This window comes from Bradyrhizobium sp. cir1, from assembly GCF_014198245.1.
In the GTDB taxonomy this organism is placed as follows: domain Bacteria; phylum Pseudomonadota; class Alphaproteobacteria; order Rhizobiales; family Xanthobacteraceae; genus Bradyrhizobium.
This window is the reverse complement of sequence record NZ_JACIHE010000011.1, coordinates 185,970-212,925: the sequence shown is the minus strand read 5'-3', so window position 1 is coordinate 212,925 and position 26,956 is coordinate 185,970. Positions and strand designations below refer to the sequence as shown.

19 protein-coding genes and 1 pseudogene are annotated in these 26,956 nt (G+C 60.5%); 12 read left to right on the top strand and 8 right to left on the bottom strand.

The window, feature by feature from the left end:
- Positions 1-33: 33 nt before the first annotated feature.
- On the bottom strand, positions 34-795 hold the full coding sequence (locus tag GGD63_RS22975) for an SDR family oxidoreductase (RefSeq protein WP_183245418.1): 762 nt from the start codon (positions 793-795) through the stop codon (positions 34-36).
- A gap of 185 nt (positions 796-980) precedes the next feature.
- On the opposite strand from GGD63_RS22975, the gene GGD63_RS22970 reads away from it, so the two are divergent.
- From GGD63_RS22970 to GGD63_RS22960, 3 genes are all read left to right on the top strand, one after another.
- Complete coding sequence (locus tag GGD63_RS22970; protein WP_183245417.1) at positions 981-1,967, top strand: LysR substrate-binding domain-containing protein; 987 nt, start codon at positions 981-983, stop codon at positions 1,965-1,967.
- 96 nt (positions 1,968-2,063) lie between these two features.
- On the top strand, positions 2,064-2,735 hold the full coding sequence (locus GGD63_RS22965; protein ID WP_183245416.1) for a 4-carboxy-4-hydroxy-2-oxoadipate aldolase/oxaloacetate decarboxylase: 672 nt from the start codon (positions 2,064-2,066) through the stop codon (positions 2,733-2,735).
- 39 nt (positions 2,736-2,774) lie between these two features.
- The gene (locus GGD63_RS22960) at positions 2,775-3,746 is read left to right on the top strand and encodes a peptidyl-alpha-hydroxyglycine alpha-amidating lyase family protein (protein ID WP_183245415.1); all 972 of its coding nucleotides are present in this window, start codon (positions 2,775-2,777) and stop codon (positions 3,744-3,746) included.
- Positions 3,747-3,927: 181 nt separating this feature from the next.
- On the opposite strand, the gene GGD63_RS22955 is transcribed toward GGD63_RS22960, so the two are convergent.
- On the bottom strand, positions 3,928-4,824 hold the full coding sequence (locus GGD63_RS22955) for a LysR substrate-binding domain-containing protein (RefSeq protein WP_183245414.1): 897 nt from the start codon (positions 4,822-4,824) through the stop codon (positions 3,928-3,930).
- A 110-nt stretch (positions 4,825-4,934) separates the two neighbouring features.
- Here GGD63_RS22955 and GGD63_RS22950 point away from each other — a divergent pair, with 110 nt between their 5' ends.
- From GGD63_RS22950 to GGD63_RS22925, 6 genes are all read left to right on the top strand, one after another.
- Positions 4,935-5,684, top strand: a complete 750-nt coding sequence (locus GGD63_RS22950; RefSeq protein WP_183245463.1) for an SDR family NAD(P)-dependent oxidoreductase — start codon at positions 4,935-4,937, stop codon at positions 5,682-5,684.
- Positions 5,685-5,708: 24 nt separating this feature from the next.
- Positions 5,709-6,557, top strand: coding sequence for a transketolase (locus tag GGD63_RS22945; protein ID WP_183245413.1), 849 nt, complete (start codon positions 5,709-5,711; stop codon positions 6,555-6,557).
- Positions 6,554-7,564: a transketolase family protein gene (locus GGD63_RS22940; RefSeq protein ID WP_183245412.1), complete on the top strand. Its 1,011-nt coding sequence runs from the start codon at positions 6,554-6,556 to the stop codon at positions 7,562-7,564. The genes GGD63_RS22945 and GGD63_RS22940 overlap by 4 nt, the downstream gene beginning before the upstream one ends.
- 175 nt (positions 7,565-7,739) lie before the next feature.
- Positions 7,740-8,765: a TRAP transporter substrate-binding protein gene (locus tag GGD63_RS22935; protein WP_183245411.1), complete on the top strand. Its 1,026-nt coding sequence runs from the start codon at positions 7,740-7,742 to the stop codon at positions 8,763-8,765.
- 35 nt (positions 8,766-8,800) lie between these two features.
- Positions 8,801-10,654, top strand: coding sequence for a TRAP transporter large permease subunit (locus tag GGD63_RS22930; protein WP_246785616.1), 1,854 nt, complete (start codon positions 8,801-8,803; stop codon positions 10,652-10,654).
- Positions 10,655-10,854: 200 nt separating this feature from the next.
- Positions 10,855-12,765 carry an NEL-type E3 ubiquitin ligase domain-containing protein gene (locus GGD63_RS22925; protein ID WP_183245409.1) on the top strand — a complete coding sequence of 637 codons (1,911 nt, stop codon included), beginning with the start codon at positions 10,855-10,857 and terminating at the stop codon, positions 12,763-12,765.
- A gap of 935 nt (positions 12,766-13,700) precedes the next feature.
- Here the strand turns inward: GGD63_RS22925 and GGD63_RS22920 are convergent.
- The 4 genes and pseudogenes from GGD63_RS22920 to GGD63_RS22905 all read right to left on the bottom strand — a co-directional run bounded on the left by GGD63_RS22920 (position 13,701) and on the right by GGD63_RS22905 (position 18,836).
- Positions 13,701-13,877: a cytochrome P450 gene (locus tag GGD63_RS22920; protein ID WP_246785602.1), complete on the bottom strand. Its 177-nt coding sequence runs from the start codon at positions 13,875-13,877 to the stop codon at positions 13,701-13,703.
- 126 nt (positions 13,878-14,003) lie between these two features.
- A pseudogene (locus GGD63_RS40225) lies at positions 14,004-14,192 on the bottom strand (IS481 family transposase); the annotation flags it as partial.
- A 64-nt stretch (positions 14,193-14,256) separates the two neighbouring features.
- Entirely contained in the window at positions 14,257-16,977 is a 2,721-nt protein-coding gene (locus GGD63_RS22915; RefSeq protein ID WP_246785601.1) for a DUF5695 domain-containing protein, read from the bottom strand.
- A gap of 1,664 nt (positions 16,978-18,641) precedes the next feature.
- Positions 18,642-18,836, bottom strand: a complete 195-nt coding sequence (locus GGD63_RS22905) for a hypothetical protein (RefSeq protein WP_183245407.1) — start codon at positions 18,834-18,836, stop codon at positions 18,642-18,644.
- A 431-nt stretch (positions 18,837-19,267) separates the two neighbouring features.
- On the opposite strand from GGD63_RS22905, the gene GGD63_RS22900 reads away from it, so the two are divergent.
- Positions 19,268-21,739 carry a bifunctional diguanylate cyclase/phosphodiesterase gene (locus GGD63_RS22900; RefSeq protein WP_183245406.1) on the top strand — a complete coding sequence of 824 codons (2,472 nt, stop codon included), beginning with the start codon at positions 19,268-19,270 and terminating at the stop codon, positions 21,737-21,739.
- Positions 21,740-21,863: 124 nt separating this feature from the next.
- On the opposite strand, the gene GGD63_RS22895 is transcribed toward GGD63_RS22900, so the two are convergent.
- Positions 21,864-22,694, bottom strand: coding sequence for a polysaccharide deacetylase family protein (locus GGD63_RS22895; RefSeq protein WP_183245405.1), 831 nt, complete (start codon positions 22,692-22,694; stop codon positions 21,864-21,866).
- Between the two features lie 316 nt (positions 22,695-23,010).
- Here GGD63_RS22895 and GGD63_RS40985 point away from each other — a divergent pair, with 316 nt between their 5' ends.
- Both GGD63_RS40985 and GGD63_RS22885 read left to right on the top strand, forming a co-directional pair.
- The gene (locus tag GGD63_RS40985; RefSeq protein ID WP_183245404.1) at positions 23,011-23,235 is read left to right on the top strand and encodes a transposase; all 225 of its coding nucleotides are present in this window, start codon (positions 23,011-23,013) and stop codon (positions 23,233-23,235) included.
- 819 nt (positions 23,236-24,054) lie between these two features.
- Complete coding sequence (locus GGD63_RS22885; RefSeq protein ID WP_183245403.1) at positions 24,055-24,555, top strand: hypothetical protein; 501 nt, start codon at positions 24,055-24,057, stop codon at positions 24,553-24,555.
- Positions 24,556-24,795: 240 nt separating this feature from the next.
- Here the strand turns inward: GGD63_RS22885 and GGD63_RS22880 are convergent, their stop codons facing one another.
- Entirely contained in the window at positions 24,796-26,439 is a 1,644-nt protein-coding gene (locus tag GGD63_RS22880) for a recombinase family protein (protein WP_246785600.1), read from the bottom strand.
- Between the last annotated feature and the right edge of the window lie 517 nt (positions 26,440-26,956).

Below are 26,956 nucleotides of genomic sequence, written 5' to 3'. Positions count from 1 at the left end.
TGACGGCATGTCGCGTTCGGGGCGTTCATGGATTCATGACTCGGCCGGCGGCCGGGCCTTCTGCGCGAAATTGAGGCCGCCGACGACTTGCTGGGTCGGCAGCACTTCCATGAAGGCGACATTCATGCGCGCCGGTGAACCAACCGCGAATGCGATCGAATTGGCGATGTCCTCGGGCTGGAGGGCATCGTAGTCGTCGAAGAAGCGGCGCTTCGCTTCGGCCAGATCGCCGAGCAGCCGTCCGAAAACCTCGGTCTCGACCCGTGCCGGCGATATCTCGGTGACGCGGACCCTGGTTCCGTAGAGGTCGACGCGCAATTGCTGCGACAGGGAGTGAATGCCGGCCTTCGTGGCGTGATAGACAGTGTTGCCGCCGGCGAAGGCGTAATGGCCTGCGATCGAGGAGATGTTGACGATATGGCCGCGATCACGGCGCGCCATGCCCGGCACGACGAGGCGCGTCAGATGCAGGACCGCGCGTAGATTGACGTCGATGAGCGCGTCGACGTCCTCCGGCGTGGTATCCAGGATATTGCCGCGCCGGGATTGGCCGGCATTGTTGATCAGGACGTCGAACTCGGCCGACTTCGCCAGCGCCGCGAGCGCGTCGAGGTCGCTGATATCAACGGCGCAGGGGCGGCAGCCGGTCTCCGCGGCCAGGGCGCTCAGGCGCGCGGCGTCGCGTGCCACGGCGTGAACCTGGAGCCCTTCCGCACTCAGGCGGCGCACCGTTGCGGCCCCGATGCCCGAGGATGCGCCTGTCACCAGCGCTGTTCGATAATCCGAAAATCCCATCCAAAAGGCTCCTCTGCTGCCGTCCGGCCCGCGAGCGGCTTCGGCGGCAACGCGAGCGGCGGACGAGTGCAGCACTACCTATAGGCCCCCCGGGTTCCAGGTGGTAAGAACAATTCCTTCTGATCCCATAGCTTCAGCCTATTGCTGCTGCTTTGCTCCCTGTCTGGATATCCGGAGACGCCGTATTGGATACGAAACGTTTGGAGGCCTTCATCAAGGTTGTCGATCTCGGCAGCATGACGAGCGCGGCAAAAGTGCTGAATGTCGCGCAGCCGGCCCTGAGCCAGCACATTGCGAGCCTGGAGGCGGACTTCAAATGCAAGCTGCTCGACCGCAGCGCCCGCGGGGTCAAGCCCACCGAGGCCGGACGAATCCTCTACCGCTATGCCAAGTCGATCCAACGGCAGATCGAAGAGGCCAGGCGCACCATTCTGGACAATAAGCCGGAGCTGACTGGCAACGTCACGATCGGCCTGGCCCCGCTCAGCTCGGCGGCATTGCTGGCGACTCCGCTACTGATGCAGGTCCGCGAACGCTATCCCGGCATCGTGCCGCACATTTACGACAGCTCCGGGATCATGCTCAGCGAGATGATGCTGAAGGGCAGTATGGATATGGCTGTCCTGTACGGCGATCGCCCGGTGACCGGTCTCGATTACAAGCCGTTGATGCGCGAGTACTTCTATCTTGTCGCGCCCCGCAGCATCTATCCGGAGCAGATGCCTCTGGAGGAGGTTTCGGCGGCGGAGGTCGCGCAATTCGACCTGCTGCTTCCCTATCGGGAGTCCTTCCTGCGCCAGACGGTCGAGCGGGTCTGCGCCGAGGTGGGACTTCGCCCGCGCATCGTCGCCGAGATTCATTCTCAATCGACCCTCTCTTCGGCCATTGCAGCCGGAGTGGGGGCGGCAGTGCTGCCCATGTCGATCGCAAAGGAGTTGCCGAACCTCGACGAACTCTGCATTCGGCGGATCAACGCGCCGTCGGCCTCGCAGCAGATGTCGCTTTGCATTTCCGACAATGCTGCGTTGTCCGATGCTGCATTCGCCGTCTACAAGATATTGCTCGAGATCATCGTCAAGACGTGGGGGCCGTTTGATCTCAACCTGGGCTCGGCGACCATCGTCATGGGCGGCGCAACGTCGGCTCTGGATGGTCCGAAGGACGAGCCATAACGAAACACGATGCGGCAATCCAAAAATCTGAATTTGCCGCCTCAAGGCGGTTGGTTATGGAGGTGTAACGGGGATCGCGACCGCAAGGAGATTACCATGGTGCATGTGATCAAGACATTCGATCGGCCCGCCGCCGAGCTTGTCGAGCGCATCAAGCAGTTTCCTCCGTCCACCCTTCATGAAGCACAGGGACGATCGGGCGCGCTGACCTCCCGCATCAAGCCGATCTATTCCGGGATGCGCGCCTGCGGACCGGCGCTCACGGTGAGCTGCCATCCGGGCGACAACATGATGCTGATCACGGCGATCTCGCTGGCCAAGCCCGGCGACGTGCTGGTGGTCAGCGCGGGCGATCATCCGGAGCAGGGCGGCTTCGGCGAGGTGCTGGCGACGGCCTGTGTCGCCAAGGGCATCGTCGGCCTGGTCACGGATGCCGGCGTGCGCGATGGCCTTGCGGTGCGCGCCACCGGCTTCAACGTGTTCTCCTATGGACTCTGCATGAAGGGCACCGTCAAGGAGACGCTCGGCACCATCAATCAGCCGATCGTCATCGGCGGCATTGCCGTTCGCCCCGGCGATATCGTCAGTGCCGATGACGACGGCGTCGTGATCGTGCCCAAGGAGAACATCGCCGACGTCTGCGTCAAGTCGGCCGCGCGCGAGGAGAAGGAGGCCGGCGTGATGAAGGCGCTCAAGGCCGGCGGAAACATCCTCGAACTGTCCGGCATCGGCAAGGTGCTGGAGTCCAAGGGCTGCACCTTCGGCTGAGCGGTCACGCGCCGCACACGCGCAATGATGGGAGATCAGGTGTCAGCCATTCTCGGCTCGGGGGAGCACCGCTACCGCGTCGTCGACAATTGGGCGAAGCTGCCGGATGGCTGGCAGCTCACCGACGTCGCTTCGGTCGCGGTTGACAGCCGCGATCGCATCTACGTCTTCAATCGCGGCGCCCATCCGATGGTGGTGCTCGACCGCGAAGGCAATTTCCTGCGCAGCTGGGGCGAGGGCGTGTTCAACCGCGCGCACGGCCTGCACATCGATGCCGACGACAATCTCTACTGCACCGACGACGGCGACCACACCGTGCGGAAAAGCACGACCGACGGCAAGGTGCTGCTGACGATCGGCGTTCCCGCAAAGCCCACACCGTTCATGAGCGGCGAGCCGTTCCATCGCTGCACCCACACCGCGTTGTCGCCCAACGGTGAGATCTACGTCTCGGACGGTTATGGCAATGCGCGCATCCACAAATTCACGCCGGACGGGAAGCTGATCAAGAGCTGGGGAGCGCCAGGCACCGATCCCGGCCAGTTCAACATCGTGAACAACATTGTCACCGATGCCGACGGCTGGGTCTATGTCGCCGACCGCGAGAACCACCGCGTGCAGGTGTTCGACGGCAACGGCAAATACGAGACGCAATGGAATAATCTGCACCGTCCCTGTGCGCTGTGCCGTTGCGGCGGCAAACAGCCGACATTCGTCGTCGGCGAGCTCGGCCCCGGCATGGCCGTCAATCGCAAGGTCCCCAATCTCGGCCCGCGCCTATCGATCGTCGACGCCAGAGGCAATCGCGTCGCTCGCCTCGGCGGCGAGAACGGCCCGGGTCTCGAAAGCGGAAAATTCCTGGCCCCGCACGGCATCGCACTGGACTCGAGGGGCGATATGTATGTCGGCGAGGTCGGCGTCACCGATTGGAAGACGAACTTTCCCGACGAGGATATGCCTTCCGTCGTTCGGACGACGCGGTGTCTGCAGAAGTTGGAGCGTATCGAATAGCCAATGAGGCTTGCAAGCAGAATTGATGCTGCTGATGCGGCAGCGTAGCTGCATCCTACACTCCATCAGTTCGATTTCGCCAATTGGCTCTATGCCAGCAAAAGCACGACCTGCGTCTAAAAGACAGCTCTTCGCGCAAAGGGAAGTCTCCCTCCGACCTGGTTTTCAACCGTCCCTCTGTTTAGCGCGTGTAGCGGACATTCTCGTCGCCGAGTTGCGCGATAACCCAATCTGCGAAGGCTCGTACTGCCGATCTTTGTCGGCTGGCGCGCGGGTAGATCAGGCGATGGCCGACGTAGCGGATATCGTTGGCGCGCCCCGCCAACGGCGCAACCAATCGCCCGCTCGCCAGTTCGCGCTCAGCCAGGAGCGTTGACTCCAGGGCGACGCCTAGACCCTCCGCAGCTGTTGCAATGGCCAGAAAGCTGCGATCGAACCTCATGCCGTGGAGTGCAGGGGCTTCCAATCCGTTGGCGGTGAACCATTGGTGCCACTGAACCTGCTTCACGTCGGAGCGGATCAGCGTCTGATTAAGGAGGTCGGCTGGCTTTCGGATCGATTTAGCAATAGAGGGGGAGCAGAGCGGGGTGACCGTTTCCTCCGGTAGAGGAACGACCTCGACGCCTTCGGCGCGCGGCGGACCGTAGACGATATCGATATCGAAATCGTCGTTGCTGAAGCGTGCATAGTCAGTGCTTGCAGCCAGCCGAACCTCGAGCTTCGGATAAGCGGCTAGAAACTGTGCAAGTCGCGGGGCAAGCCATTGCGCGGCAAAGCTCGGCGCGGAATGAACGCGCACCAATTGCGGCCCGCGCGCGGCGACTTCCTCGAGACCGCGGCGGAGCTGATCGAACGCCGCTCCGGTGTGGCGCATCAGGTTTTCGCCGGCCGGCGTGAGCCGCACTGACCGCGCGCTGCGCTCAAACAAAACGGTCCGAAGCGTGTCCTCCAGCTTGCGGATCGCATGACTGACGGCACTCGGCGTCAGGTGAAGCTCATTCGCCGCATCGCGGAACGATCCCGTGCGAGCGGCGGCTTCAAAGGCGCGAATTGCCGATATCGGGACATTCGACAGCATTCCATAAGTGAACCAGATTCATCGATCCGTGACAACTGTGCGTTTGTCTGTTGCGTGTCCGCGAGGCATTCCTAGCCTTGCCAAGGAAAAACAATTTGCGGGAGGAATTGATGCTGCTTAGCGGTAAGACGGCAATCATTTCGGGCGCGGCTTCGCCGCGCGGGATCGGGCTTGCCACCGCCCGCAGGTTCGCTGCCGAGGGCGCTCGGGTCGCCATTCTGGATATTGATGCCGATGCTGCTGCGGATGCCGCAGCATCGCTTGGAAAGTCCCACGTCGGGCTTCGGTGTGACGTTGCCGACAAATCGTCCTGCGAGCAGGCGGTCGCCGGCGCGCTCGAGGCGTTCGGAAGCGTCGATATCCTCATCAACAATGCCGGCATCACCCAGCCGGTGAAGCTCCTCCACATTTCGGCGGCCGATTGGGATCGCATCCAGGACGTCAATCTGAAAGGTGTTCTGTTCCTCTCCCAGGCCGTGATCCCGCATATGCGTGCACGGAAGTCTGGATCGATCGCGTGCATGTCGTCCGTGTCGGCTCAGCGGGGCGGTGGGATTTTTGGCGGCCCGCACTATTCGGCTGCGAAAGCCGGCGTGCTGGGTCTCGCAAAGGCCATGGCCCGTGAGTTTGGCCCGGACGGTATCCGGGTCAATTGTGTGACGCCCGGCCTGATCGGCACCGATATCACCGCCGGCAAGCTGACCGACGAGATGAGGGCGAAGATCCTGGAGGGCATTCCGCTCAATCGCCTCGGCACCGCAGAAGATGTCGCCGGCATCTACACCTTCCTGGCGTCGGATCTCTCCGCCTACGTCACGGGTGCCGTGATCGATGTCAATGGCGGCATGCTCATCCACTGAGCCAGCGAGACAAGGTCCAAATCAATGGAAACGTCTACCAAGCTGACTAACACGCCGAGCCTCGCGGATCGGGCCTACAACGTTCGCCGCAATGCGCTGCGCATGGGCGAGGTTCAGGGCCAGGGCTATATCGCACAGGCGCTGGACATCTCCGACGTGCTCGCCGTGGCCTACTTTCACGCGATGCGCTACCGGCCTGAAGATCCGTCATGGGAGGGGCGAGACCGCTTCCTGTTGTCCAACGGGCATTACGCCATCGCGCTCTACGCGGCGTTGATCGAGGCGGCGATCGTCCCTGAAGAAGAACTCGAAACCTATGGCAGCGACGAGAGCCGCCTGCCGATGTCGGGCATGGCCTCCTACACGCCCGGAATGGAAATGTCGGGCGGTTCGCTCGGACTTGGGCTCAGCATTGCGGTCGGCATGGGCCTGGGGCTGAAGCGCAAGAAATCCGAGGCGCGGGTGTACACCTTGTTCTCCGATGGCGAGCTCGACGAAGGTTCGGTCTGGGAGGCCATCCAGTCGGCGGGCCATTACAAGCTCGACAATCTGATCGGCATCGTCGACGTCAACAACCAGCAGGCGGACGGTCCTTCCACGCAGGTGATGACCTTCGAGCCGCTGGTCGACAAGCTTGAGGCCTTCGGCTGGTTCGTGCAGCGCATCGACGGTAATGATCTCGATGCCGTGGTCGCCGCGTTCGATGCAGCCAAGTCCCATCCCGAACCCAAACCGAGGATGATTGTCGCCGACACGCTGATGGGGAAGGGCGTTCCCTTCCTTGAGCAGCGCGAGAAAAACCATTTCATCCGGGTCGAGCAGCACGAATGGCAGCTCGCGCTTGCGGCGCTGGAAGCCGGGAGGCAGGCATGAAGACCGTCAGATCAGCGCCCCAGCCGGGCAAGCCGCGCCTGACCACCTCAGCCATGATCGCCTCGATCGCGGCCGAGGGACAGAAAACGAAACCGGCGCCCTTTGGCCACGCGCTGGTCGAGCTCGCGCGCAGCCGTCCCGACGTGGTCGGCATGACGGCCGATCTCGGCAAATACACCGACCTGCACATCTTCGCGAAGGAATTTCCGCACCGCTACTACCAGATGGGCATGGCCGAGCAGCTGCTGTTCGGCGCGGCTTCGGGTCTAGCCGCCGAAGGCTTCATGCCGTTCGCGACCACCTATGCCGTGTTCGCCTCGCGGCGCGCCTACGACTTCATTCACCAGACGATCGCGGAGGAAGACCGCAACGTGAAAATCGTCTGCGCATTGCCGGGCCTGACCTCGGGTTATGGCCCGAGCCATCAGGCCGCCGAAGATCTCGCGTTGTTCCGCGCTATGCCGAACATGACGGTGATCGATCCCTGCGATGCGCATGAAATCGAGCAGCTGGTGCCCGCCATCGCGGCGCATCAGGGGCCAGTTTACATGCGCCTGCTGCGGGGTCAGGTGCCCGTCGTGCTGGACGAATACAACTACAAATTCGAGCTCGGCGAGGCCAAGCTGATCCGTGACGGGAAAGACGCCCTGGTCATTTCATCCGGCATCATGACAATGCGTGCGCTCGAGGCGGCGCAATCCTTGAAGAACGACCGCATCGATACCGCGGTGCTGCATGTTCCAACCATCAAGCCGCTCGACGCTGCGACGATCTTGCGTGAAGCCGATAAGTCCGGCCGCCTTGTCGTCGTTGCCGAAAACCACACGACAATCGGGGGGCTCGGCGAGGCGGTCGCCGCACTCCTGATGCGTTCAGGCGTTCATCCGCCTTTCCGCCAGATCGCATTGCCGGACGAATTTCTTGACGCCGGCGCACTTCCGACGCTGCACGACCGCTACGGCATTTCCACCGCCGAAGTCGCAAGGCAGATCAAGCGGTGGCTTTAGCGCACCGGCACTAAGCGCCAGTCAGGCCAAATCCGAGTGAAGAGTTCCGCCCGCTGCATGTTGCGGCGGACGATGGCTGTTGCCCGAATGCGGGCGGTCGAAGAGCCCGGACAGCTGAAAGCCAGCGCCGGCTCATGCAGCCGGCACAACGTCAATGCAGGATCAGGAGGAAAACATGACTGTTTCCAAGCCCGGAAGCATCAGCCGCCGTTCGCTCTTGATGGCGGCCACGGCCGTACCACTCTGCGGGATTCTGACCCGCCCGGCGTCAGCCGCCGAGTTCGTCTACAAATTCGCGACGGGACAGGATCCGACCCATCCGGTGAATATAAGGGCGCAGGAAGCGATCGACCGCATCAAGGAAGCGACCAGCGGTCGCCTGGAGATCAGGCTGTTCCCCGCCAACCAGCTTGGCTCGGACACCGAGCTCTTGACGCAGGTTCGCAGCGGCGGCGTCGAGTTCTTCAATCAATCGTCCTCGATCCTTGCCACCCTGGTGCCTAGCGCCGGCATTGTGAACACCGGCTTCGCGTTTACTGATTACGACAGCGTATGGAAGGCGATGGACGGCGATCTCGGCACCTACATCCGGGCGCAGATTGCCAAGACGCCGATCATGGCGGTGTCGAAGGCCTGGGACAACGGCTTCCGCCAAGTGACCTCGTCCGGCCGTGAGATCCGCACCCCGGATGACCTGAAGAATTTCCAGATCCGCGTGCCACCCGCGCCTCTGCTGACCTCGCTGTTCAAGGCGCTCGGCGCCGGACCAACGCCGATCAACTTCAACGAGGTCTATTCCGCGCTGCAGACCAAGGTCGTGGACGGCCAGGAGAATCCGTTACCGATCATTGCGACCGCGCGGCTCTACGAAGTGCAGAGCACGTGCAGCCTGACCGGTCACGTCTGGGACGGCTATTGGATCCTCGGCAACAAGCGAGCCTTCGAGCGCCTGCCCAAGGATGTGCAGGAGATCGTGACTCGGGAGCTCGACCGCTCTGCGGTCGACCAGCGCGCCGACATCGCAAAGCTCAGCCAGTCCTTGCGCGCCGATCTTTCCGCCAAGAGCCTCAAGTTCGTCGACGTCGATCGTGCTGCTTTTCGCCAGGCGTTATCCAAGACGAGCTTCTATTCTGATTGGAAGGGCAAGTTTGGCGAGGAGGCGTGGTCGCAGCTAGAAAAAGCCGCGGGCCAGCTATCATGAGCAGCATGAGCCATACGCCGCCTGTCGATGCCGGTATGGCGGCCGGCACGTCTCAAGCAGGCTCGCGCAGTTGGGTGATCACAGCGAATATTATGCTCGGCCATGTCGTCGCCGTCCCGGCAGCACTGCTCGTGCTGGCCGAGATTGCGGTGCTGTCTGCCGGAATCGTGGGTCGATACGTGTTTCGCTCGCCCATCGTGTGGTCCGACGAGCTGGCGGGGATCCTCTTCCTCTGGCTCGCGATGCTGGGATCGGTGATTGCGTTCCAGCGCGGAGAGCACATGCGCATGACCGCGATCGTCGGCGTTCTCCGTGCCGAAACGCGTGCGTTCCTGGACACCGTCGCGGCCGCAGCATCGCTAGCCTTCCTCGTCCTGGTCGTCTGGCCGGCCTATGAGTTCGCCGCCGACGAGGCATTCGTGACGACGCCCGCGCTCGAGATCGTCAACAGCTGGCGCGCGGCGGCGTTGCCGATCGGGATCGGACTGATGCTGGTCGCAGCGGTACTCCGCCTCATCCGCATCGCAAGCCTGCGCAGCTTGTTCGCTTCCTTGGCGCTCGTTGCGGGCATCATTGCGACCTTCGTTCTGCTCGCTCCGGCCTTGAAGCCGCTCGGCAATTTGAACCTCCTGATCTTCTTCGTCTTCGTCGTCGGCGTGATGGTCTTTGCGGCCGTTCCCATCGCGTTCGCATTCGGCCTAGCCACCGTCGGCTATCTCGCCCTGACAACCAGCACGCCCGACGTGGTGATGATTGGACGAATGGACGAGGGCATGAGCCACCTGATCCTGCTTGCCGTGCCTCTCTTCGTCTTTCTCGGCTTGCTGATCGAGATGACGGGCATGGCACGCGCCATGGTCAGCTTCCTGGCAAGCCTTCTGGGCCACGTGCGCGGCGGGCTGCATTACGTGCTGGTCGGCGCGATGTATCTGGTCTCGGGGATTTCCGGCTCCAAGGCGGCGGATATGGCTGCGGTGGCCCCGGTCCTGTTTCCCGAGATGCGGCAGCGCGGGGCCAAGCCGGGCGATCTCGTTGCGCTCCTCGCCGCGACGGGCGCGCAGACCGAAACGATCCCGCCGTCACTGGTTCTCATCACGATCGGCTCCGTGACAGGCGTTTCGATCTCGGCGCTGTTCACCGGAGGGTTGCTCCCGGGCGTGGTGCTGGCCGTTATGCTCGCCGCCGTCGTGTGGTGGCGATACCGCAGCGAGGACCTGTCGCACATCAGAAGGGCGAGCGGGCGGGAGATCGGCCGCGCCTTTGTGATCGCCATTCCGGCCATCGCGCTGCCGTTCGTGATCCGCACTGCGGTAGTCGAAGGGGTTGCGACAGCGACGGAGGTCTCGACCATCGGCATCCTGTACTCCGGCTGCGCGGGTCTACTCATTTACCGGCAGTTCGACTGGCGTCGCATCTATCCGATGTTGGTCGAGACGGCTTCGCTGTCTGGGGCAATTCTGCTCATCATTGGCGCAGCCACAGGCATGGCTTGGGCACTGACTCAATCAGGATTTTCTGCCTCTCTAGCAAAGTTCATGACCAGCCTTCCCGGAGGAGTCCCTGTCTTTCTGGCGGTCACCATCGTGACCTTCGTGATCCTGGGCAGCGTGTTGGAAGGGATCCCGGCCATCGTGCTGTTTGGTCCGCTGCTGTTCCCGATCGCGCGGCAGGTCGGGGTGCACGATGTCCACTACGCAATGGTGGTCGTCCTCGCCATGGGCATCGGCCTGTTCGCGCCGCCATTTGGGGTCGGTTACTACGCAGCCTGTGCCATCAGCCGCATCAACCCGGATGAGGGCATGAAGCCCATCGTTGGCTACATGGTAGCCTTGTTGATCGGGACATTCATTGTGGCCGCCGTGCCCTGGCTATCGATCGGCTTCCTTTGAGGGCCTCGCGCGGCAAGCTGCTAGGCCCTTCGTCAGGCGAATTTCGGCAGATGCAGCGGAAGACCGTCGCAAGGCATGTTAGCCGATCGGATAACTGACCTCGTCAGCTTATCGACAGCTGAGGTTCCTAGCATGCGAACGTCTCGATCTAGCCGATAGAGCCGCCGCATTGGCTGAGACCAAACATGTCGTGAAGTTCATTGAATACAGAACGGGCCCAGCCTCGCGCTGGCATACCTTCCGAATCCGAAAGCACCGAGCCAACGTCTGGGGCCTCCGGGCAGTCCCCCTCGTGCCTACCCCAGTGGGCGTCAGCCTTGGCTCGATGGGCCACAGGAGCGGCCGCCGCCGACCGCGTCTCGTCCCAGGACCGCGTCCTGGCGAGCTGGGCAGCGCAAGATGGGCAGGGCGAAGGCGAGAATAGGCAAGAGGCGGTCAGCCGGACGAGGGCATGGCGGGACGACGGTGATGTCAGAGACGAGCTGAATTTGTCGTCATTGTCCCTGACTGCCTTGCCGGCCTCACTCCTGCCCAGGCTCCGAACCCTCAATGTCATCGGTAACCAGTTGACCAGCCTGCCGGCCCAGCTTCCAGGTGGTCTTCGGGACCTCTACGCCTCTGACAACCGGCTGACTAATCTGCCCGCCCTCCCGAGCAGGCTCCGGCACCTCCACCTCATGGCCAACGAGCTGGCCAGCCTGCCGGCAGAGCTGCCATCCAGGCTCCGCAGTTTGACTGTCGATGGCAACCAGCTGACTAATCTGCCCGCCCTTCCGGCAACGATCGAGGAGTTCTCCGCCGGCAATAATCAGCTCACCAGTCTGCCCAACCTTCCAGCCAGGCTCCGCCGCCTGGACGTCAGCGAAAATCAGCTGACCAGCCTGCCCGATCTTCCACCCAGATTGCGGTACCTGGACGCGAGCGACAACCAACTGACAAGCCTTCCCGACATTCCGGACAGACTTCAATACTTGGACGTCAGCGAAAATCAGCTGACCAATCTGCCCGAGACACTCCCCGTCAGCCTTGAAATGCTCGGCGCCAGCAATAATCAGCTGACCGGCCTGCCCGCGACCGTGCTGACGCAGCTCGGCAGCGCGTCCAGCATCGACCTGCGGTCTAATCCGATACCGGCCCCGGTGCTCGCCGATTTGGCGACAGCCACGCGCGGCGCGGACTATGCCGGCCCGCAGGTCTTGCTGTCGATGCCGCTTCAACCGGTGGAACATCAGCCCCGGCTACTCCAGGAGGTTGTCGCAGATTGGCTCGCGGCCGAGCCCGGCGCAGTAGACGCGTGGCAGGGCTTCGCCGAAGAGCCGGGTGCGCAGGACTTCGCACTCTTTCTCGAAAGACTCGCAGGCACCGTGAACTATGGTCATCAGGCGTTCCGCGACCAGGTGGCCGAGAATCTGCTGCAGGCTGCGATGAGGCCGCAGCTGCGCAAGCAGCTTTTCGAGCTGGCCAATGGATCGACTGCGTCCTGCGAGGACCGCATCACTTTGACCTGGAACGGCATGCAGACCGCACGCCTGAACGCTGATGTCAAGGAAGGGCTCTATGACAATCGGCTCGAGCAGCTGCTCCAACACGGCCGTGTCATGTTTCGTTTGGAGGCGCTTGACGACATCGCACGCGAGAGGGTCAGCTCGCTCCGTCGTGCCGACCCAGAGGCCAATATCGACGAGATCGAGGTCTATCTTGCCTATCAGACCCAGCTACGGGATCAGCTAGAACTGCGCCACATCGCCCCGGATATGCGCTTCTTGAATCTCGCTGACGTCACGCCGGACGACGTTGCCAGGGCTGAGACGTCGGTGCAGGAACAGGAAGCGACGGGTTTCGCGGATTTTCTGGCAACGCGCTGGGAGCCTTGGGATACGGTGGCGAGGCGGATCGCCCCCGATGATCATGCCGCGATGCGGGACCGGCTTGCGGATGCGCTGGAAGATGAGTTTCCGACGCGCTTGAACGAGCGACTCGCGGAGCATGGCCTGACGGATGATGCCGATGCCCGGCGGGTGGCCGGAGCCCAGATCCTCAGCGAAATCGCACGTGAGATCAAAGGCGAGCTGATGCACAAAGTTCTGCGGGAGCACGGCCTCGAGCCTTGACGATGTGATAGCCGCCCCGATCATGCAGTCGCGGCGCCGGCTTCATAGAGCTGATGGACGGCGGCATCGGCCTCGTAGACGGCACAGCAATTCATCCGCTGCTGATTCGACGGCGGGCGATGATTTTGCAATGGATTCCCATGGATTGCCGACATTTTCACTCTAAATATGTTTATTATCAGTAGGTTATGCGTATTTACTTCGATTTTTTGCCAGCCAAGTACATGGCACATCACATGAAATTAGAATCGTTGCTCGCTATCGTCAGGGTTGAAATATCGCCTGCCTAATCGGACGACGCAAATCACTGACGGTGACGAGCTCAGAGCCATCAGGCGGAAGACGGCTTTGCCCGGCGAAGCAGAAAGTAGGGAGATCGCACTCTGGAAAGATCCCAATGGTCGCGCGCGGCCACTTAAGCTTCCGCGGGGAGATCATGCGCTGCTCGTGACGTTAACAAGCCGCTGGGTCGAACAGTTCACTTTAGATGGAAGGGGGGATGGAACGTCGACGATGGAGTTTCAGTTCGGATCGGCTCATGGCGTTCGAATTCCAAAAGCGCCAGCATGGCTCGGCTTACCGACCTGAGATGCCTGGCGAGGGTCGGTGTCGCTCGAGGAGTGAACGGAGCATCAGATGGCAATATCAAGTAAACTGGTCAGCCTCCTGAAGAAAAACTTACGGGATGTTCCAGAGCCAAGAAACTACCAGAAACTTCGAAAACGACTGATCGAGATCCAACCTTCGCGGCGGGCACCCAGGATCAAGGAAAGTCCAGAGAACGCTCGTCGTGTGGGCATTTCGGTGGGGCACACTGAGGAGTGAACGTGTGGACTTGCACCGATGCTGCGAGCCCATGAATCGGCAATCGCCTTGGCCGCCGGATATTGCGGACCATTCTCTCAATCGCGGCTCGTTGCCGAGAAGTCCGCCCTTCAGGCCGGCGCGTCGTAGGTAACGAGATAGTGCTCCGGAAACGGCCTTCCCGCGTAGTCGATGTCCGCGGCCGGACGCACGCCTGGAATTTGCAGGATGCGGCGAACGATTTCCGGAACCTGGATGCGGCTGATCGGGTTGCCGAGACGGGTGTGCATCCCGTAGCCCAGATGCATGTATCCGCCCAAGCCCGCAACATCGTCATGGTGCCGCTCGGCAAACTGAAGAAGTCATCGAAGAATGTGCGTAAGATGCCACATTCGCTGGCGGAGATCGACGCTCGCCGCCAACGGTTTTGATGCGTCGGGTACTGATAGAGAGGTGGACTTAGGCTCCTTGGGTCCTGTCTTCAGATCGCTAACGGAGCCGCGCCCTTTCCGCTTGGCTCTTGGGATTGATCCCGTAGCGCTTAGCCAGCGATCTTAATCGCTCTTGATTATTTGTATTCCTCGACGGACCGCCTCCTTCGCGGTGGCGCAGCCGTGTAAAATTTGTCATGGCGCTTCCTTCGAGTCATCCGATAGGGATGCACCATCAAAGCCCGGAACTGAACATCTAGCGAACATGAACCCGCGGTAAGCGCGCCGCAGGCAAGCGGACGATGATCTGGCTGTCCGTGATGTCGATGACCTCCTTGCGCTTCCTCCCGTCGTCGTACCGCAATTCCAACGTCACTCCCGATGCAGATGGTGCAAAGGGCTCAGGTGTAAGGCTGATCCGCCCCTCTCCCAAATTCAGAATGATCGGTCGATCCGCCCGAAATCGGGCGTCGAGCAGCACCAAGTCCAATCGGAGAGACTGGAGCCGCAGGTTGAGCCGTCGCCGCACGCCATCACGTGGCCAGATACGCAGGGTGTGAGCGAACGTTTCCATCGTGCCACCGTAACAGACCTGCCCAAAGATGGGATCGTCGGCAACGATCGTCGCAGCAGCGCGGACCGCCCCACAAAATCCCAGGTCGATCTCGCACGAGTAATACCACGTTCCACGGTGATGCGGCTGACCGAGCCATGTGGTCCCGCTCGGCGCCGGCTCGAAGCCGCCACCGGCCGCGCCGTCATTCTCCTCGCCCGGATACCAATAGCCATGACCGGCCGACGCAGGGCCGCTGTTCAGCAAAGCCCAAGCGCTGAGTTGCGATGCATAGCCGAGACGAACGAGCGGATGCGGGTCGTCTGCATCGTTCAGAGCATGATCAAGCAATGCCCAGCCGCCCATCTGCGCCATGTAAGTCAACGTATAGGCGTCGCCCGCAGTGCTGCGATAATCGCTGCCCAGGTAGTAATAAGCAGGTTCCAGCCAGCCACGGCAGAACAGATTTGCAGCGATCTGGCGCTCCGCGAAGGCGCGCGCTGCCGCCTTCCAAACTCCCATGGCGACAGGGTCGTCAAGGGCCGAGCGCGCCAGTGCCTGTGTTGATTCGAAGGCTGTGGAATCGAACGGATATTCCGACTTGAACAGGTCCGCCTTTGCATCGACGAAGGCGCGCACCTTACGCGCCCAGTGCGCCTCCAAGGTCGCTGCCTCGCGCGTCAAGCCCGCAGTCGTTAGCGCCGAAACCAGTTCGGGGATCACAACTTCGTTGCAGAAGCCGGTGCCGTAGGCAGACCACATTACCACGCGCATCGGCACGGTGAACATGGCCAGCGCCGTACCGTAGGCGCGTACCAAATAATCTCGTGCGCTCTGGCGGGTGGGTATCGCGGGATGGTCACGCGCGATGCGGTGCATGGCCAAATAAATCGCGAAGATGTGCGGATAGTCATAAGGCCGCCAGATGTGCAGGCGGCCCTTTGGGCCGGGATCGCTACTTTCTCTGTTCTGCTTCCAATCGGGTATGCCGTAGAGGCCGTAGGCGTATGCCTCCTGTGTGGTACGCTGCAGCCCGCCCCAGACGAACGTATCTATGTACCGATCCAGTGCCGCCACTTCCGCCACATCAGGATGCTCGGCATTCTTGGTCGCGAGGTAAGCGGGCTTGCTCAGCCCGGGATCGTCGCACGTCACCTCGTAGATGCGCCAGCCTTTGATCCGGTCGTAATTGTCCGGGCCAAGCAGGACCTGCGTATCCATATTCCACTCGCCAAACAAACCGTCGTACCATTTGGACGGGTCACGATGCTGCCGTTTCACGATGAAGGTTGCGCGCTTCTTCATCATCGTCTCGACGGGCTCGGTAGCGAAGAATTCAAGAAAGGTCTGGCGCGCACCCGGCTGGTGCAGAGTCAGCCGGTTCTCGCCCAATCGCGAAAAGCGAACCCGCCACAGTCGCCTGCCAGCCCGATCCGGCAACCGTTGCACCAGCGTGTCGCCAGTAAATTCCGCTTCGATTCGCTCCACCGGAATGGAGGACGCGAGCGCAATGTCGACATGCAGGTCGTTGGGAACCGTCATGCCCGGCATTACTTCCACGTCCACCAGACCGGCGTCCGCGATAGCCCTGCGCGCCGCCTCGTAATCGGTAACCCACTGGAAGCGGAGACGGTAACGCCGTTGCTCGCCCGGCGACAGGGACAGGGAATGGGTCGGCTGTCGCCAGCGAGTCCCGCCCGCCATTGCCTCGCAGGCGGCCGCCCCGCCCAAGATGTAGGCGCACCACGTCCCACTGGCTTCGGTCGAATCCTTGTGGACATCCCAATATTCCAGTGACGTGTCCGCTTCCGGTAAGAGCATGAGGTAGGGACCGGTGCTGTTGCCACGAATCCAGAAGATGTGCGACCCATGCCCCGAGACGAAGCTGTGCTTCAAAACAGCCGCCGATACCGGTTGCCCTGCCGGAAATTCGGTGTTCATCGGCATGGGCAAAAAGAGGTCGCCAACCTCCACGCTCGCCATGCCGTCGTTCCGCAGCATGACCTCCCACGTCAATCCAGCCTCGTCGACTGCAAGGCGGGTTGTGAGAAGGACGCCGGCATCGCGGGCTGCTAGTTCAAGAGCCGCGCTATGCATCGGCTTCGTTGCATCAACGCCGGTTCGAAGCGTATGCCACTCGGATCCGGCACGCCGAACTCTAGCGTGAGCCTTCCCCAGCACGGCTCCAGGCCGGACATAATCCGTGTCATACGCATCGTTACGATAACGCAACGAGGTAATGCCGTCTTGTGTGCACCCAACGACGAAGGGAGAGTCGGCCGCCTTCAACACCATGGCACCTTGCGCTGCGGCTGATTGGGTGTAGGCACCGTAAACGCCCCCGAACAACGCTCCACTGCTGCCCAACAGCATCGCACGACGAGTATACGTACAGGCTTTAGACATGCCATTGATCTTCGTCATAAACCGTATCCGGTATTGCTACATACGGAGGATCAAGGCGTGCCGTTTCCCGCCGTAAACGTCAACGCGACAAAGCGACATACGTTGCGAACAGCAAAAAAGCGATCAAGCGTGGCAACATGCCCGCGCGATCCGTGAGCTTGGAGCATACTTGCATACCATGCACTAGCGCTCGACTAAGCGAAAATAAGCGTCAAGACCCGGCGATGATCGGTGTCTCGTCCTGTCGCGCTGACATCGTCAGTACGGCTTGTCGGACCAATGCGACTTTGCTCCGGTCATTGTCAACGCACGCCAAAAGCGCTTGGTTGTCTGCCGCGCTGGTAGTTTCGATTGACCAGAGCTCCGCAGTTACCAAGCAACACTAATCGCCACGTTATGAGGTCTGAGCCGATAACCCGTGCGAGAGCAACTTCTGGCCGGATGCCAAGCATAAGTCCAGTTGTCAGACTGCCGACGCCGTCACCCAAGTCGAGGGGCGGGTGAAGGATCTCTGCTACCCGTGGCGCGGTTGGCAAGAGATCACACGTCCGCGCTGCAACGTCGCGGACGGGCCCTGCCGCACCTCCAAAAGCGGCGCCGAATTGCGTGACAACGCGCTCAATGTCGGTCAGGGGCGCCCTGACACGAACAGCAAACACGCAACGGCCTTCATTGCTCGCAAAGTTGGCTGGAATCTATCGGTGACAAATTGGCCAAGGGCGCCGATCAACCAACCCGAAATGCCCTGCTGACGTAACTCAGTCGGCCAGAGTTTGCGGCTCCTTCTGCATGCTTTTCTTGTTCATCGGAAACAGCACCTGAGCCGCTTGCCCCAAAGGCTCAGATCAGAGACGACGGAAGCAGGTAGAGCGTTCGTGGACGTGATGAGTTCGCTGTCATTGCAGTCTTCGTCTGACAGCTTCGATGTATTGATCACACGGGATCTGGCGACCATTGAGGAGGCGGGCCGTTGGGAGATTATCGAGAACACTTGGTCTGCGTGATCGCTCCTGGCCATGTGGCAGAGAAGGGTGTGGGTATAATAAGGACATCACTGGTCCTTACTGTCACTTCCTGGCCAGATATTTTACCGACGTGGTTGAAGTCTCAAGGACTATCTCCGGACGATGTAACGCTTGGAGCCCGATATGATCAGCACTATCTGGCACTGCCTGCCGTCTTGAGCGGAAGGTCCCTTCTTGGTGCACCGGAGATCGTGATTGGCGGTCTCGTGCGTGGTGGCCTGCTCAAGGCCCTTCCGAACTCACGTGTGCCAAGTGGGATGCAGTATAACGCCTATTCATTCGACCGTAGCGACAACCCTGACCTGGCCCATGCATTCTGTCGCTGGCTCGTGAGACTTTGCCGGGACGAGACCAAGCTGATCCCATCATGTGCTCCGATCCCATCTCGGGAGATTTAATTGATTTACTCTTTTTGCATCGGCCCGATCGTTCAATCTCTCTAGCATCTTCCAAGCGCGAATGAGCGCAAGCCCGTTCACGAGTGAGGCGATGCAAGTGCAGCAAACCCCGCAAGTAAATCGGTCGCGGCGCCACCATTGAAGGCCACCAAGGATGCTGCTTGGGACTTCAGGAAAGGGTCGCGCCGATCTCACTGTCAGACACCGACAGTGAGCGAACCCACTCAGGCTCCTTCCAGGCCAGGGCAACCCAGACGCGTTATTGATTGCGGATCGCTTTGGTGGAAGGCTGTACAGTCAAGCGATAAATCACGAGGTGAGCCGCTCCGAGCTCCTCGATCGGTGTGCCGCAAGCAGGGCAGTGGTAGTTTCCTTGGATGCCGCGTTCAGACGTAAGCTCAAGACGGCTAAAGCCAGCACCGCATTCCAAGCGCGTCACATCGCTCTTTTTCATGCGTGGCCTCCTCGCGCTGGCAATCGTCACATTTCTTTAACATGTGCTTCGTTATCGCGCATCTCCCTGGGACGGCCTTTCAAGCACAATCAACATTGTGGACCTGCTGACGCCTGAACAAATCGGACATCCGACAAAAAATTTCGAACGAAACTGACGGCGCTCCTTCGTAGAATGCGTGACGCTCAAATCATTAGCTACGAAGCTTCTCGTCGTCATCGTGGCACTGGCAAGTGCTTTTCGTCGAATTCTGGCTTATCGCCGCAGAGTTTCTGCGTTGTGAGGCGCGAAAGACGATTAGGGCCTGATGTTCCAGGCGGCGCCATCGATCGGCAGGGCTAGAGCGCGGCCGTCGCGTCTTTTAAGAGCGAATTAAGCCAAGCTGGATTTTATGCCTCCCGGGCAGGAAGCTTAGGTCAGCGGGGCGTGTGATGAGTGCTGCGAACAGGCAATCCGTGGAATCAGATACCAGGCTGCCCAATGACATGCCGATCCTGCGGCGCAAGTGGCAAGCTGCGCTCGAGCCCGGCGAAACGCTTCCCCGCTACGAAAATGTGCTGCTGGGGAGCCTCGGGCGGCTTGCCGATCATCTTGTGCTGCTCAGGTGTGACGATGGCGCGTTTGCTGTTTCGCGCACTGGCCGTTATGTGCAGAACTGGTTGGGCGATGCCCGCTGGGACATTCCGCTTGATGCGTTGCGTCCAGACTGCGCGGCATCCCTCACCGAGGCGGCCTCGAATGCGATTGCAAACAACCATCCCTATCTCGCAACCGCTCATTGCGTGCAAGCCGGCATGGTACGGACCTACGACGTGCTGGCGCTGCCGACCTTATCGCGTTGGGCCGGTACGCTGGTCGGCGTCTATGTCAACGAGCGCGCTACAGAATACAATTTGATCGATGCAATCTTTTGCAAGACCGACGATGGCGTTATCGCGCTCTCAACCGTTCGCGATCCCGCAGGCAGGCCATTTGATTTTCAAGTTGTGCACAACAATCAGGCAGCCGCAAGGCTCCTCGGTGTGGAAGAGGGCAGCCTGCTGTGGCAGCGCCTCGGCAATGCAGACCATCTGCTTTGTTCGGAAGAGGTGATGGAGCGGTTGGGCGCCGCGGTCGCGAATGAATTCGGTGACCAGTTCGAGCTCGAATACGGTGATCAGAGCCTGCGCTTGCGCCTCAGTGCCTTCGGAGACATCGTGTCCGTGGTCATTTCCGACGTTACGTCGTTCAAGCGCCGGGACGCCTCGTTCAGGTTGCTGTTCGACAGTAATCCGATGCCGATGTGGGCGTTAGATGCCGAGACAATGGACTTCGTGAGGGTCAATGACGCGGCAGTGCAGCACTATGGCTATGCTCGCGAGACCTTCCTGCGAATGAAAGTTCAGGAGATCTGGCCAGACGACGAGCGGGTCAGCTATACGCGGGCGCTGCGAGAAGCGGGCGACATCTCTCAGTCCGAACATCCCTGGCGCCATGTCAGGGCTGATGGCACTGAGATTTCTGCGCTGACCTTTGGGCGGCGCCTCATGATCGAGGGACGCGAGGGCTATCTGGTTGTGGTGGTCGACATCACCGAACGGCGCAAGGTCGAGGCCCGCATCGCCCATATGGCACTTCACGACGGGTTGACCAACCTCGCCAACCGCGCACTCCACCAGAGGTGGCTCGGAGAGGCACTCGAAAGCGCTAATGCAGCCGGCAACCGTGTCGCGGCGCTGTGTATCGACCTCGACCTCTTCAAGAACGTCAACGATTCGTTCGGCCACCTCATCGGCGATCACCTGCTCGAGCAAGTGGCCGACCGGCTGCGGTCCAGGGTGGCCGGCAACAACCTGGTGGCACGGCTCGGCGGCGACGAATTCTCGATCATTCTCACGGATGATACCTCGCCGACGCATGTGAGCCAATTCGCGGGCGACCTGATCAGAACATTGAGTGCGCCATACGAGATTGACGATAACGAGGTCATTATCGGTGCCTCGGTCGGAATCGCGCTGTCACCAGGCGACGGCGCGATCAGCGCCGAGTTGATGCGTAACGCCGATATCGCGCTCTATCGCGCCAAAGAGGATGGCCGCGGAACGCATCGCTTTTTCGAGCGGGAGATGGATCAGCAGGTGCAGCGACGGCGTGAGATGGAGCTTGATTTGCGCCGCGCCTTTGCCAGCAGCGAGTTCGAGCTGTACTATCAGCCGCTGGTCGAGATTGCGAGCGACAAGATCTCAGGTTTCGAAGCGCTTCTGCGCTGGCCGCACCCAGGGAAGGGCATGATCTCGCCGGCCGAATTCATTCCCCTTGCGGAAGAAATCGGGCTGATCGGGCCACTCGGGGAATGGGTGCTGCGCGAAGCCTGTAAGGAGGCGGTAAAGTGGCCTTTAGAGATCAAGGTCGCGGTCAACCTGTCGCCGGTGCAATTCCGTAGCCGCAATCTGGTTCAGGTGGTGATTTCAGCGCTGGCGAATTCCGGCTTGGCCCCGAAGCGGCTCGAGCTTGAAATCACAGAATCGGTGTTTCTGGCGGAGACGGAGGCAAATCTTGCGATCCTGCACCAACTCCGCGAGCTCGGCGTCTCCATATCGCTGGATGACTTTGGAACGGGCTATTCGAGCCTCAGCTACTTGCGCAGCTTTCCCTTCGACAAGATCAAGATTGATCGCTCCTTTGTGAAGGATCTGGCGAAACGCTCCGATTGCGGGGCCATCGTGCGGGCGATCTCGGGCCTCGGCCGGAGCCTCAACATCACGACGACAGCGGAAGGGGTGGAGACCACGGAGCAGCTCGATTGGCTTCGGGCCGAGGGTTGCAACGAGGTGCAAGGATTCTTGTTCAGCGGCGCCAGGCCAGCCGCCGAAGTGGGGCAGCTCTTGTTTCGCTTTGGCGCAAAGGCGTCCAGAGCGGCCTGATCGCCGTGCCGCAGGAACAGCTTCGTCACGTTGAGGCTTCGCAAATCGAACCCGATCAGGCCACGAGGTCGCCCGTAGCCGTCTCTGCCCCCAGGAGGTGATCTCCGACACTTCTCGCGCGCCTTCACTGCGGGAAGGCGTGGTGCCAAGACGTCAAGGGGGCTTCAGCGCTCTTGGCGGCAGCCGGCACCAGATGCACGATCCGATACCCGTTCTGATGCAGGTAGCGCAGGAACGCAGGCAGCATGGCCGCCGTCCGCGTCTGGGCATCATGCAGCAGAATGATGCCCTTACGAGCGGCCTCGAGCCGCTCGATCAGGATTGTGAGCTCCTGCTCTGGAGTTATGTTCTCCCAATCGCTCGCCCAAAGGTCAGCTCCGAACACGACAATTCCGCGCGCCTGCAAGAGATCGAGCGTCGCAGGTGTCGCGTCGAAGTAGGGGAACCGGAAGAACGGTGTCGAGGGCATTTTGGTGGACACACCGTTGAGTGCCATTTCGACGGCGGCGATACCGCGCTCGATGTCCTCTTTCGCCTGCTCGAACGAGATTTTCGACATCTTCGGATGCGACCAGCTGTGGTACGCTACGGTGTGCCCCTGGGCGGCCACACGCCGCACGAGTTCGGGAAATTCCGCCGACGATCGGCCGACCAGAAAGAACGTGGCTCGCGCGCATTCCTGGGCGAGCGCAGCCAGCACCTTATCCGTGTTCGGGGACCGCGGTCCGTCATCGAAGGTGAGGACGACTTCATGGTCCGCCAGAGGAAGCGTCTCTGGAAAGTTCTTCAGCCCCACGCGCGGGAAGAGCGCGGCATCGACAGCGAGCACCCGCGCCGTGCCGAGCGCATCCCGCCGATTGCAGCTAGAGGCGTCTGACATGGCAGTACCGGCGAGCAACGCCAGCCCAGCGCAGCCGATGCGAAAAGCTAATCTAGGCAGGCGCAACTCCGTCATTACGCGTTAGTGCGACCTCGATCGGTTGGCGAGCCCCGTGGTACTCAGCAGACTATCTGACTGGCATCGCGGGATTTCGGCGCATCGAGGCCATGTCGTGCGCAAAAAGGTCGTCGAACGTCCGTTATCCGCTCGAACCGCGCCCGCTGCCTGACTTGCTTGAGCTGGGGGTGGCCCTGATGCGACATGGCGTGTGATCGCTGATGTAAGCGTGACGGGATGGATTTCCGGGTTTCCTGTGACGAGAGTCGCTGCTTCTCGCGTACGCATTTATCAAGCTCGTTGGAGTTCCTCCTAGCTTTAAGGTCACGTGGGAATGCAGGTCAATGTGTTGGGCGCCGAGCGTCGGGGGCGATGGAGTTACGACGAGAAGGTCCGCCTTGTCGAAGAGACCTTGCAGCCCGACGAGACGGTCTGCGGGGTGGCACGCCGGCACGGGGTGGCTGATAGCTGCTGTTCACCTGGCGTCGACAAGCGTGCCAGGGGCGACTGGGCGGAGATGCTGCGCCTGCTCTTATTCCCGTCGAGATCACACCTGTAGTGGCTCCGATATCGAGCGGCGCACCACAACTGGCGTCTTCACCGCCTGCGCAGCGTGCAAGGGCTGGAATCATCGAGATTGATCTCGGGGCGGTTGGACAACTGCCGGGTTGTCATGAGGTCATTCAATGCGATCGACCGGCCTCCCTTGAGTGACGGCAGAAGAGGCTTCACCGAACCGTGAGCTCCCAGATGATGCGAATGTGCCCCCCTTCAATCGATGGTCGGAAAATATGCATGTTTCTAACGCGCAGCTTACTGTCATCGATCACGTTCAGGACGCGCCCAATATCTCCCTGATCAGAAAAGACGACATACATTAGGCCATCAGCCTTGAGCCAATTAAACGAAAAGCGCACGTATCTGGTGCGATTTCTGGTGCGGTGATTCCGATCCGGCGAAATGGGGGCTGTTATTGAGTTATTTGCTGGGCCTTTTGGGATGCGTATCGAAAGTTATGCGTCGTACCAACCCGCGAAGCTAGGGAAATTTTCGAACAGATTCGCCGCGGTGGTGAACCGTTCTTGCAAGCTTAACCACGTGGTCGTGCCAGTTGGCGGCGACGAATAATCCATGGCGTGTCGATTAGGGCCGCCTGACGCCGCTCGTCCTTAAAGCTGTCTAGGACTCGAAGGCTGGAAGCGGATAGTTGTCGATGTGATATCGCCTTGGCCGCTGGATATTGCGGACCATTCTCTCAATCGCGGCTCGTTACCGAGAAGTCCGCCCTTCAGGCCGGCGCGTCGTAGGTGACGAGATAGCGCTCCGGAAACGGCCTTCCCGCGTAGTCGATGTCCGCGGCCGGACGGACGCCCGGAATTTGCAGGATGCGGCGAACGATTTCCGGAAGCTAGATGCGGCTGATCGGGTCGCCGAGACGGGTGTGCATCCCGTAGCCCAGATGCATGTATCCGCCCAAGCCCGCAACATCGTCATGGTGCCGCTCGGCCAACTGAAGAAGTCACCGAAGAATGTGCGTAAGATGCCACATTCGCTGGCCGAGATCGACGCGCTCGCCGCCAGCATCGCCCCGCTGGGTATGCTGCGGTTCGAGTCCTGCCGGGCTCACCAACCAGAACGCGGACCCGGATTCGATCCGCTGCCGCCCCCGTTATCGGACAGCCCGTTGCTCATTTCTGCAATGATATTAAATGGTTGGCGAAACGTCGCCGTGAGCTCGCCATCGCGCCAAGACGAGTTCGAAAGTACGAAATTTAGAAGGCGACGTTTGTCCGCCGCCGGGGCGCTTCGTGAAAAGCTGTTGGGAATCTTCGATGGCGTTCGTTGCGCTTTGATCAGGTTCTTCCTGGCGCGAAACTGATACGGCAGGTGACGCAGCTCGCCAGCAAAGGCCGGCTACATAGGGCACATACGCGGTCGAGACGAACGTCCCCCGGCGCTACCGCGGAAGCCGATCACTTGAGCGCGTCAATGGAGTCCTCGAGGTTGAGGCGTGCCGCTTCTAGGCAGCGAAGCGCTACGAGAGGGGATGCGCTCGTGGACAAGGCTTCCGAAAGCATTATGGAGCACTGCTTCGCGAAAGTCCTGTATCTGAGTTCGATCAGCGCAGCGCGCGGGCCACTTTGGTCTTGGGCTGCTTTGGTTTCGATCGCTTGTTGTGCGGCGCTGGGGAGGAACGGCCTGTCCCAACTACTCGCCCGACGATCGCTCGTGCCAGGCCGTCAGCGGTTTCGAAGCGAGGTATTCCACGGCGAATGCGAGCCCTTTCAGAAAACGTCATGGTTCGTTTTACCTTCCCGTCAGTGGGCAGCAGTACGTAATCGAGCACCGACTTGTTATGCTCAGCCATCCTGAGTGCGGCAATCCAGCCGTGAGGCAGGCGTGTCCCACGCTTTATAGACCAGTACGGTGCGCGGTCTTGCCTTCCGCACCAGAGGGCTACGCGAATTGAGATGTTGATCGATCCGTTCACGCGCAAGGAACCCGTCCCGTCGCGAGAGGCAGTTTGGCCTCCGGCCTTTCTAATAGCCATGCTGATTAGCGAGACGAGTTTTGTCTTTTCCTCGGCCCACTGCGGACGCGAGCCAAGAAACTCAAAGTTTCGCTTGGGAGTGTAGCCGATTAGCCGATACACGTTCATCATGCCACCGAAGTGGTTTTGATAGGTAGAGGCGCAAGGAAGGCCTGCCGTGCTGGCTATGATAGCAGAGCTCAGGCGTCCCTCCTTGAGCAGCGTCTTGCGTAGACGGACAAGCATCTCCTCTTCAGTGAGGTCGACACGCCGTTCTTCAATGATTTTGCTTACCTTCAGGAAGGTTTCGCGTTCGACAATTGGCTCGATACATCCCTCGCTGGTGATCCAAAGCTCGGGAGGATTGCACGTGCAGGTCCGCCGCAGCTTGCGTGATCGGCGGTTGAAGGTCATGTTTCCAATGTAGTTCTCGTTTCTAAGTACTGCGTTAACCGCTGCACGCGTCCACCGAATTCTTGTGCTCGTGAGTATGGCCCTCCGGTTTAGCTCCCGGGCAATGATCGCTTCAGACTTTACCTGCAGAAATCGCTCGAAGATCCACTTCACCACGGCTACTTCCTCGGGAATGCCGGGGCGCACTCGGACGTGATCAGTTGAGAGGTACTTCTGATCGCCGTTCTTCAGCACGCCTCGCGACCGCTGACTCTGATCGACAAGTTCTCGCAAAAGAGCATAACCGGGGCGACCTCCGAGCTTGAAGCCTAGTCGGGCGAACCGGCACTGCGCAGCGTGAACCTTTACCGAAAGCTCGCGACTGTATTCCGCTGCCATTACGCGCTTGATGTTCTTGATGATGCTGGAGAGCACGCTGCCGTCATTGTCAAACTGCTCCGCACAATACACGATGTTGATGCCTGCCTGCTTGCAGAGGAATTCGTAATACGCGCTCTCGTCGACATTCTGAAAGCGGCCCCACCGGCTTACGTCATAGACCAGAATATGACCAAAATCGGCTTCTTCTGCTTGGACATCCTTGATGAGCTGTATAAGGCCGGCCCTGTTCTTGATGAGCAGGCCGCTCTCTCCCTCGTCGCGATAGGTTCGTACAATCGTCAGGTTATGGGCGTGCGCGTATGCTGCAATCACAGCAGCCTGATTCTCAATCGAGTATTGCTGCCGTTGTGTCGACATGCGCACATACTGTGCGGCCCTCATGCCGAGCTGCGATCGTAACGGGTGAGCCTTATAGATCTCGAGCGCGTTGGCCATCATTCTCGCTCCCGAACGCTACACAGGAGCGAATCAAACATTTAAACGACAGTGCGGCAAGAATTACTTCGATTGGAAAAATAGTCTCCCTCCATCGCCGCCGTTGTGATGCAGGTTGGGCGAGCGGCTCGCTTCGCAGGCCGCGTCCCAAGGAGATTGTTCAAGGGGCATCTGCAACGCCCAATGGCGAAGAGCGCGACGCCGGTAAAACCAGATTGTCTTCGCTGCTGCGTTTATTTGGGCGTCTTGTACGCCGGCTGTTTCTCGCCCCTCCATAATCCGCAATGGATGGGACGCGTGTATCTCTGTTGGTCCCTATAAAAACGACCGCGTAATGCACATACCTACTCGACAGACGCCCCGTGCTTTCCGTTCTTGATCTGCGTGATGCGTCCGGAGCCGATCAGTCGGTCCGGTTTGTTGAAGTTGTAATACATGACGTCGTTTTCGCCAGCCCGGCCGGCACGGACCTCGCGCCGGTCGGCGCAGGCGGTTCGCCCAATGTTCGTTGAAGCTGCTG

Coding starts and splice junctions, on each gene's coding strand:
- GGD63_RS22975 (WP_183245418.1), bottom strand. CDS start 795: ATGGGATTTTCGGATTATCGAACAGCGCTGGTGACAGGCGCATCCTCG.
- GGD63_RS22900 (WP_183245406.1), top strand. CDS start 19,268: ATGAGTGCTGCGAACAGGCAATCCGTGGAATCAGATACCAGGCTGCCC.
- GGD63_RS22950 (WP_183245463.1), top strand. CDS start 4,935: ATGCTGCTTAGCGGTAAGACGGCAATCATTTCGGGCGCGGCTTCGCCG.
- GGD63_RS22895 (WP_183245405.1), bottom strand. CDS start 22,694: ATGACGGAGTTGCGCCTGCCTAGATTAGCTTTTCGCATCGGCTGCGCT.
- GGD63_RS22965 (WP_183245416.1), top strand. CDS start 2,064: ATGGTGCATGTGATCAAGACATTCGATCGGCCCGCCGCCGAGCTTGTC.
- GGD63_RS22940 (WP_183245412.1), top strand. CDS start 6,554: ATGAAGACCGTCAGATCAGCGCCCCAGCCGGGCAAGCCGCGCCTGACC.
- GGD63_RS22930 (WP_246785616.1), top strand. CDS start 8,801: ATGGCGGCCGGCACGTCTCAAGCAGGCTCGCGCAGTTGGGTGATCACA.
- GGD63_RS22955 (WP_183245414.1), bottom strand. CDS start 4,824: ATGCTGTCGAATGTCCCGATATCGGCAATTCGCGCCTTTGAAGCCGCC.
- GGD63_RS40985 (WP_183245404.1), top strand. CDS start 23,011: ATGCAGGTCAATGTGTTGGGCGCCGAGCGTCGGGGGCGATGGAGTTAC.
- GGD63_RS22920 (WP_246785602.1), bottom strand. CDS start 13,877: ATGCATCTGGGCTACGGGATGCACACCCGTCTCGGCAACCCGATCAGC.
- GGD63_RS22905 (WP_183245407.1), bottom strand. CDS start 18,836: ATGAAAAAGAGCGATGTGACGCGCTTGGAATGCGGTGCTGGCTTTAGC.
- GGD63_RS22935 (WP_183245411.1), top strand. CDS start 7,740: ATGACTGTTTCCAAGCCCGGAAGCATCAGCCGCCGTTCGCTCTTGATG.
- GGD63_RS22945 (WP_183245413.1), top strand. CDS start 5,709: ATGGAAACGTCTACCAAGCTGACTAACACGCCGAGCCTCGCGGATCGG.
- GGD63_RS22915 (WP_246785601.1), bottom strand. CDS start 16,977: ATGACGAAGATCAATGGCATGTCTAAAGCCTGTACGTATACTCGTCGT.
- GGD63_RS22880 (WP_246785600.1), bottom strand. CDS start 26,439: ATGATGGCCAACGCGCTCGAGATCTATAAGGCTCACCCGTTACGATCG.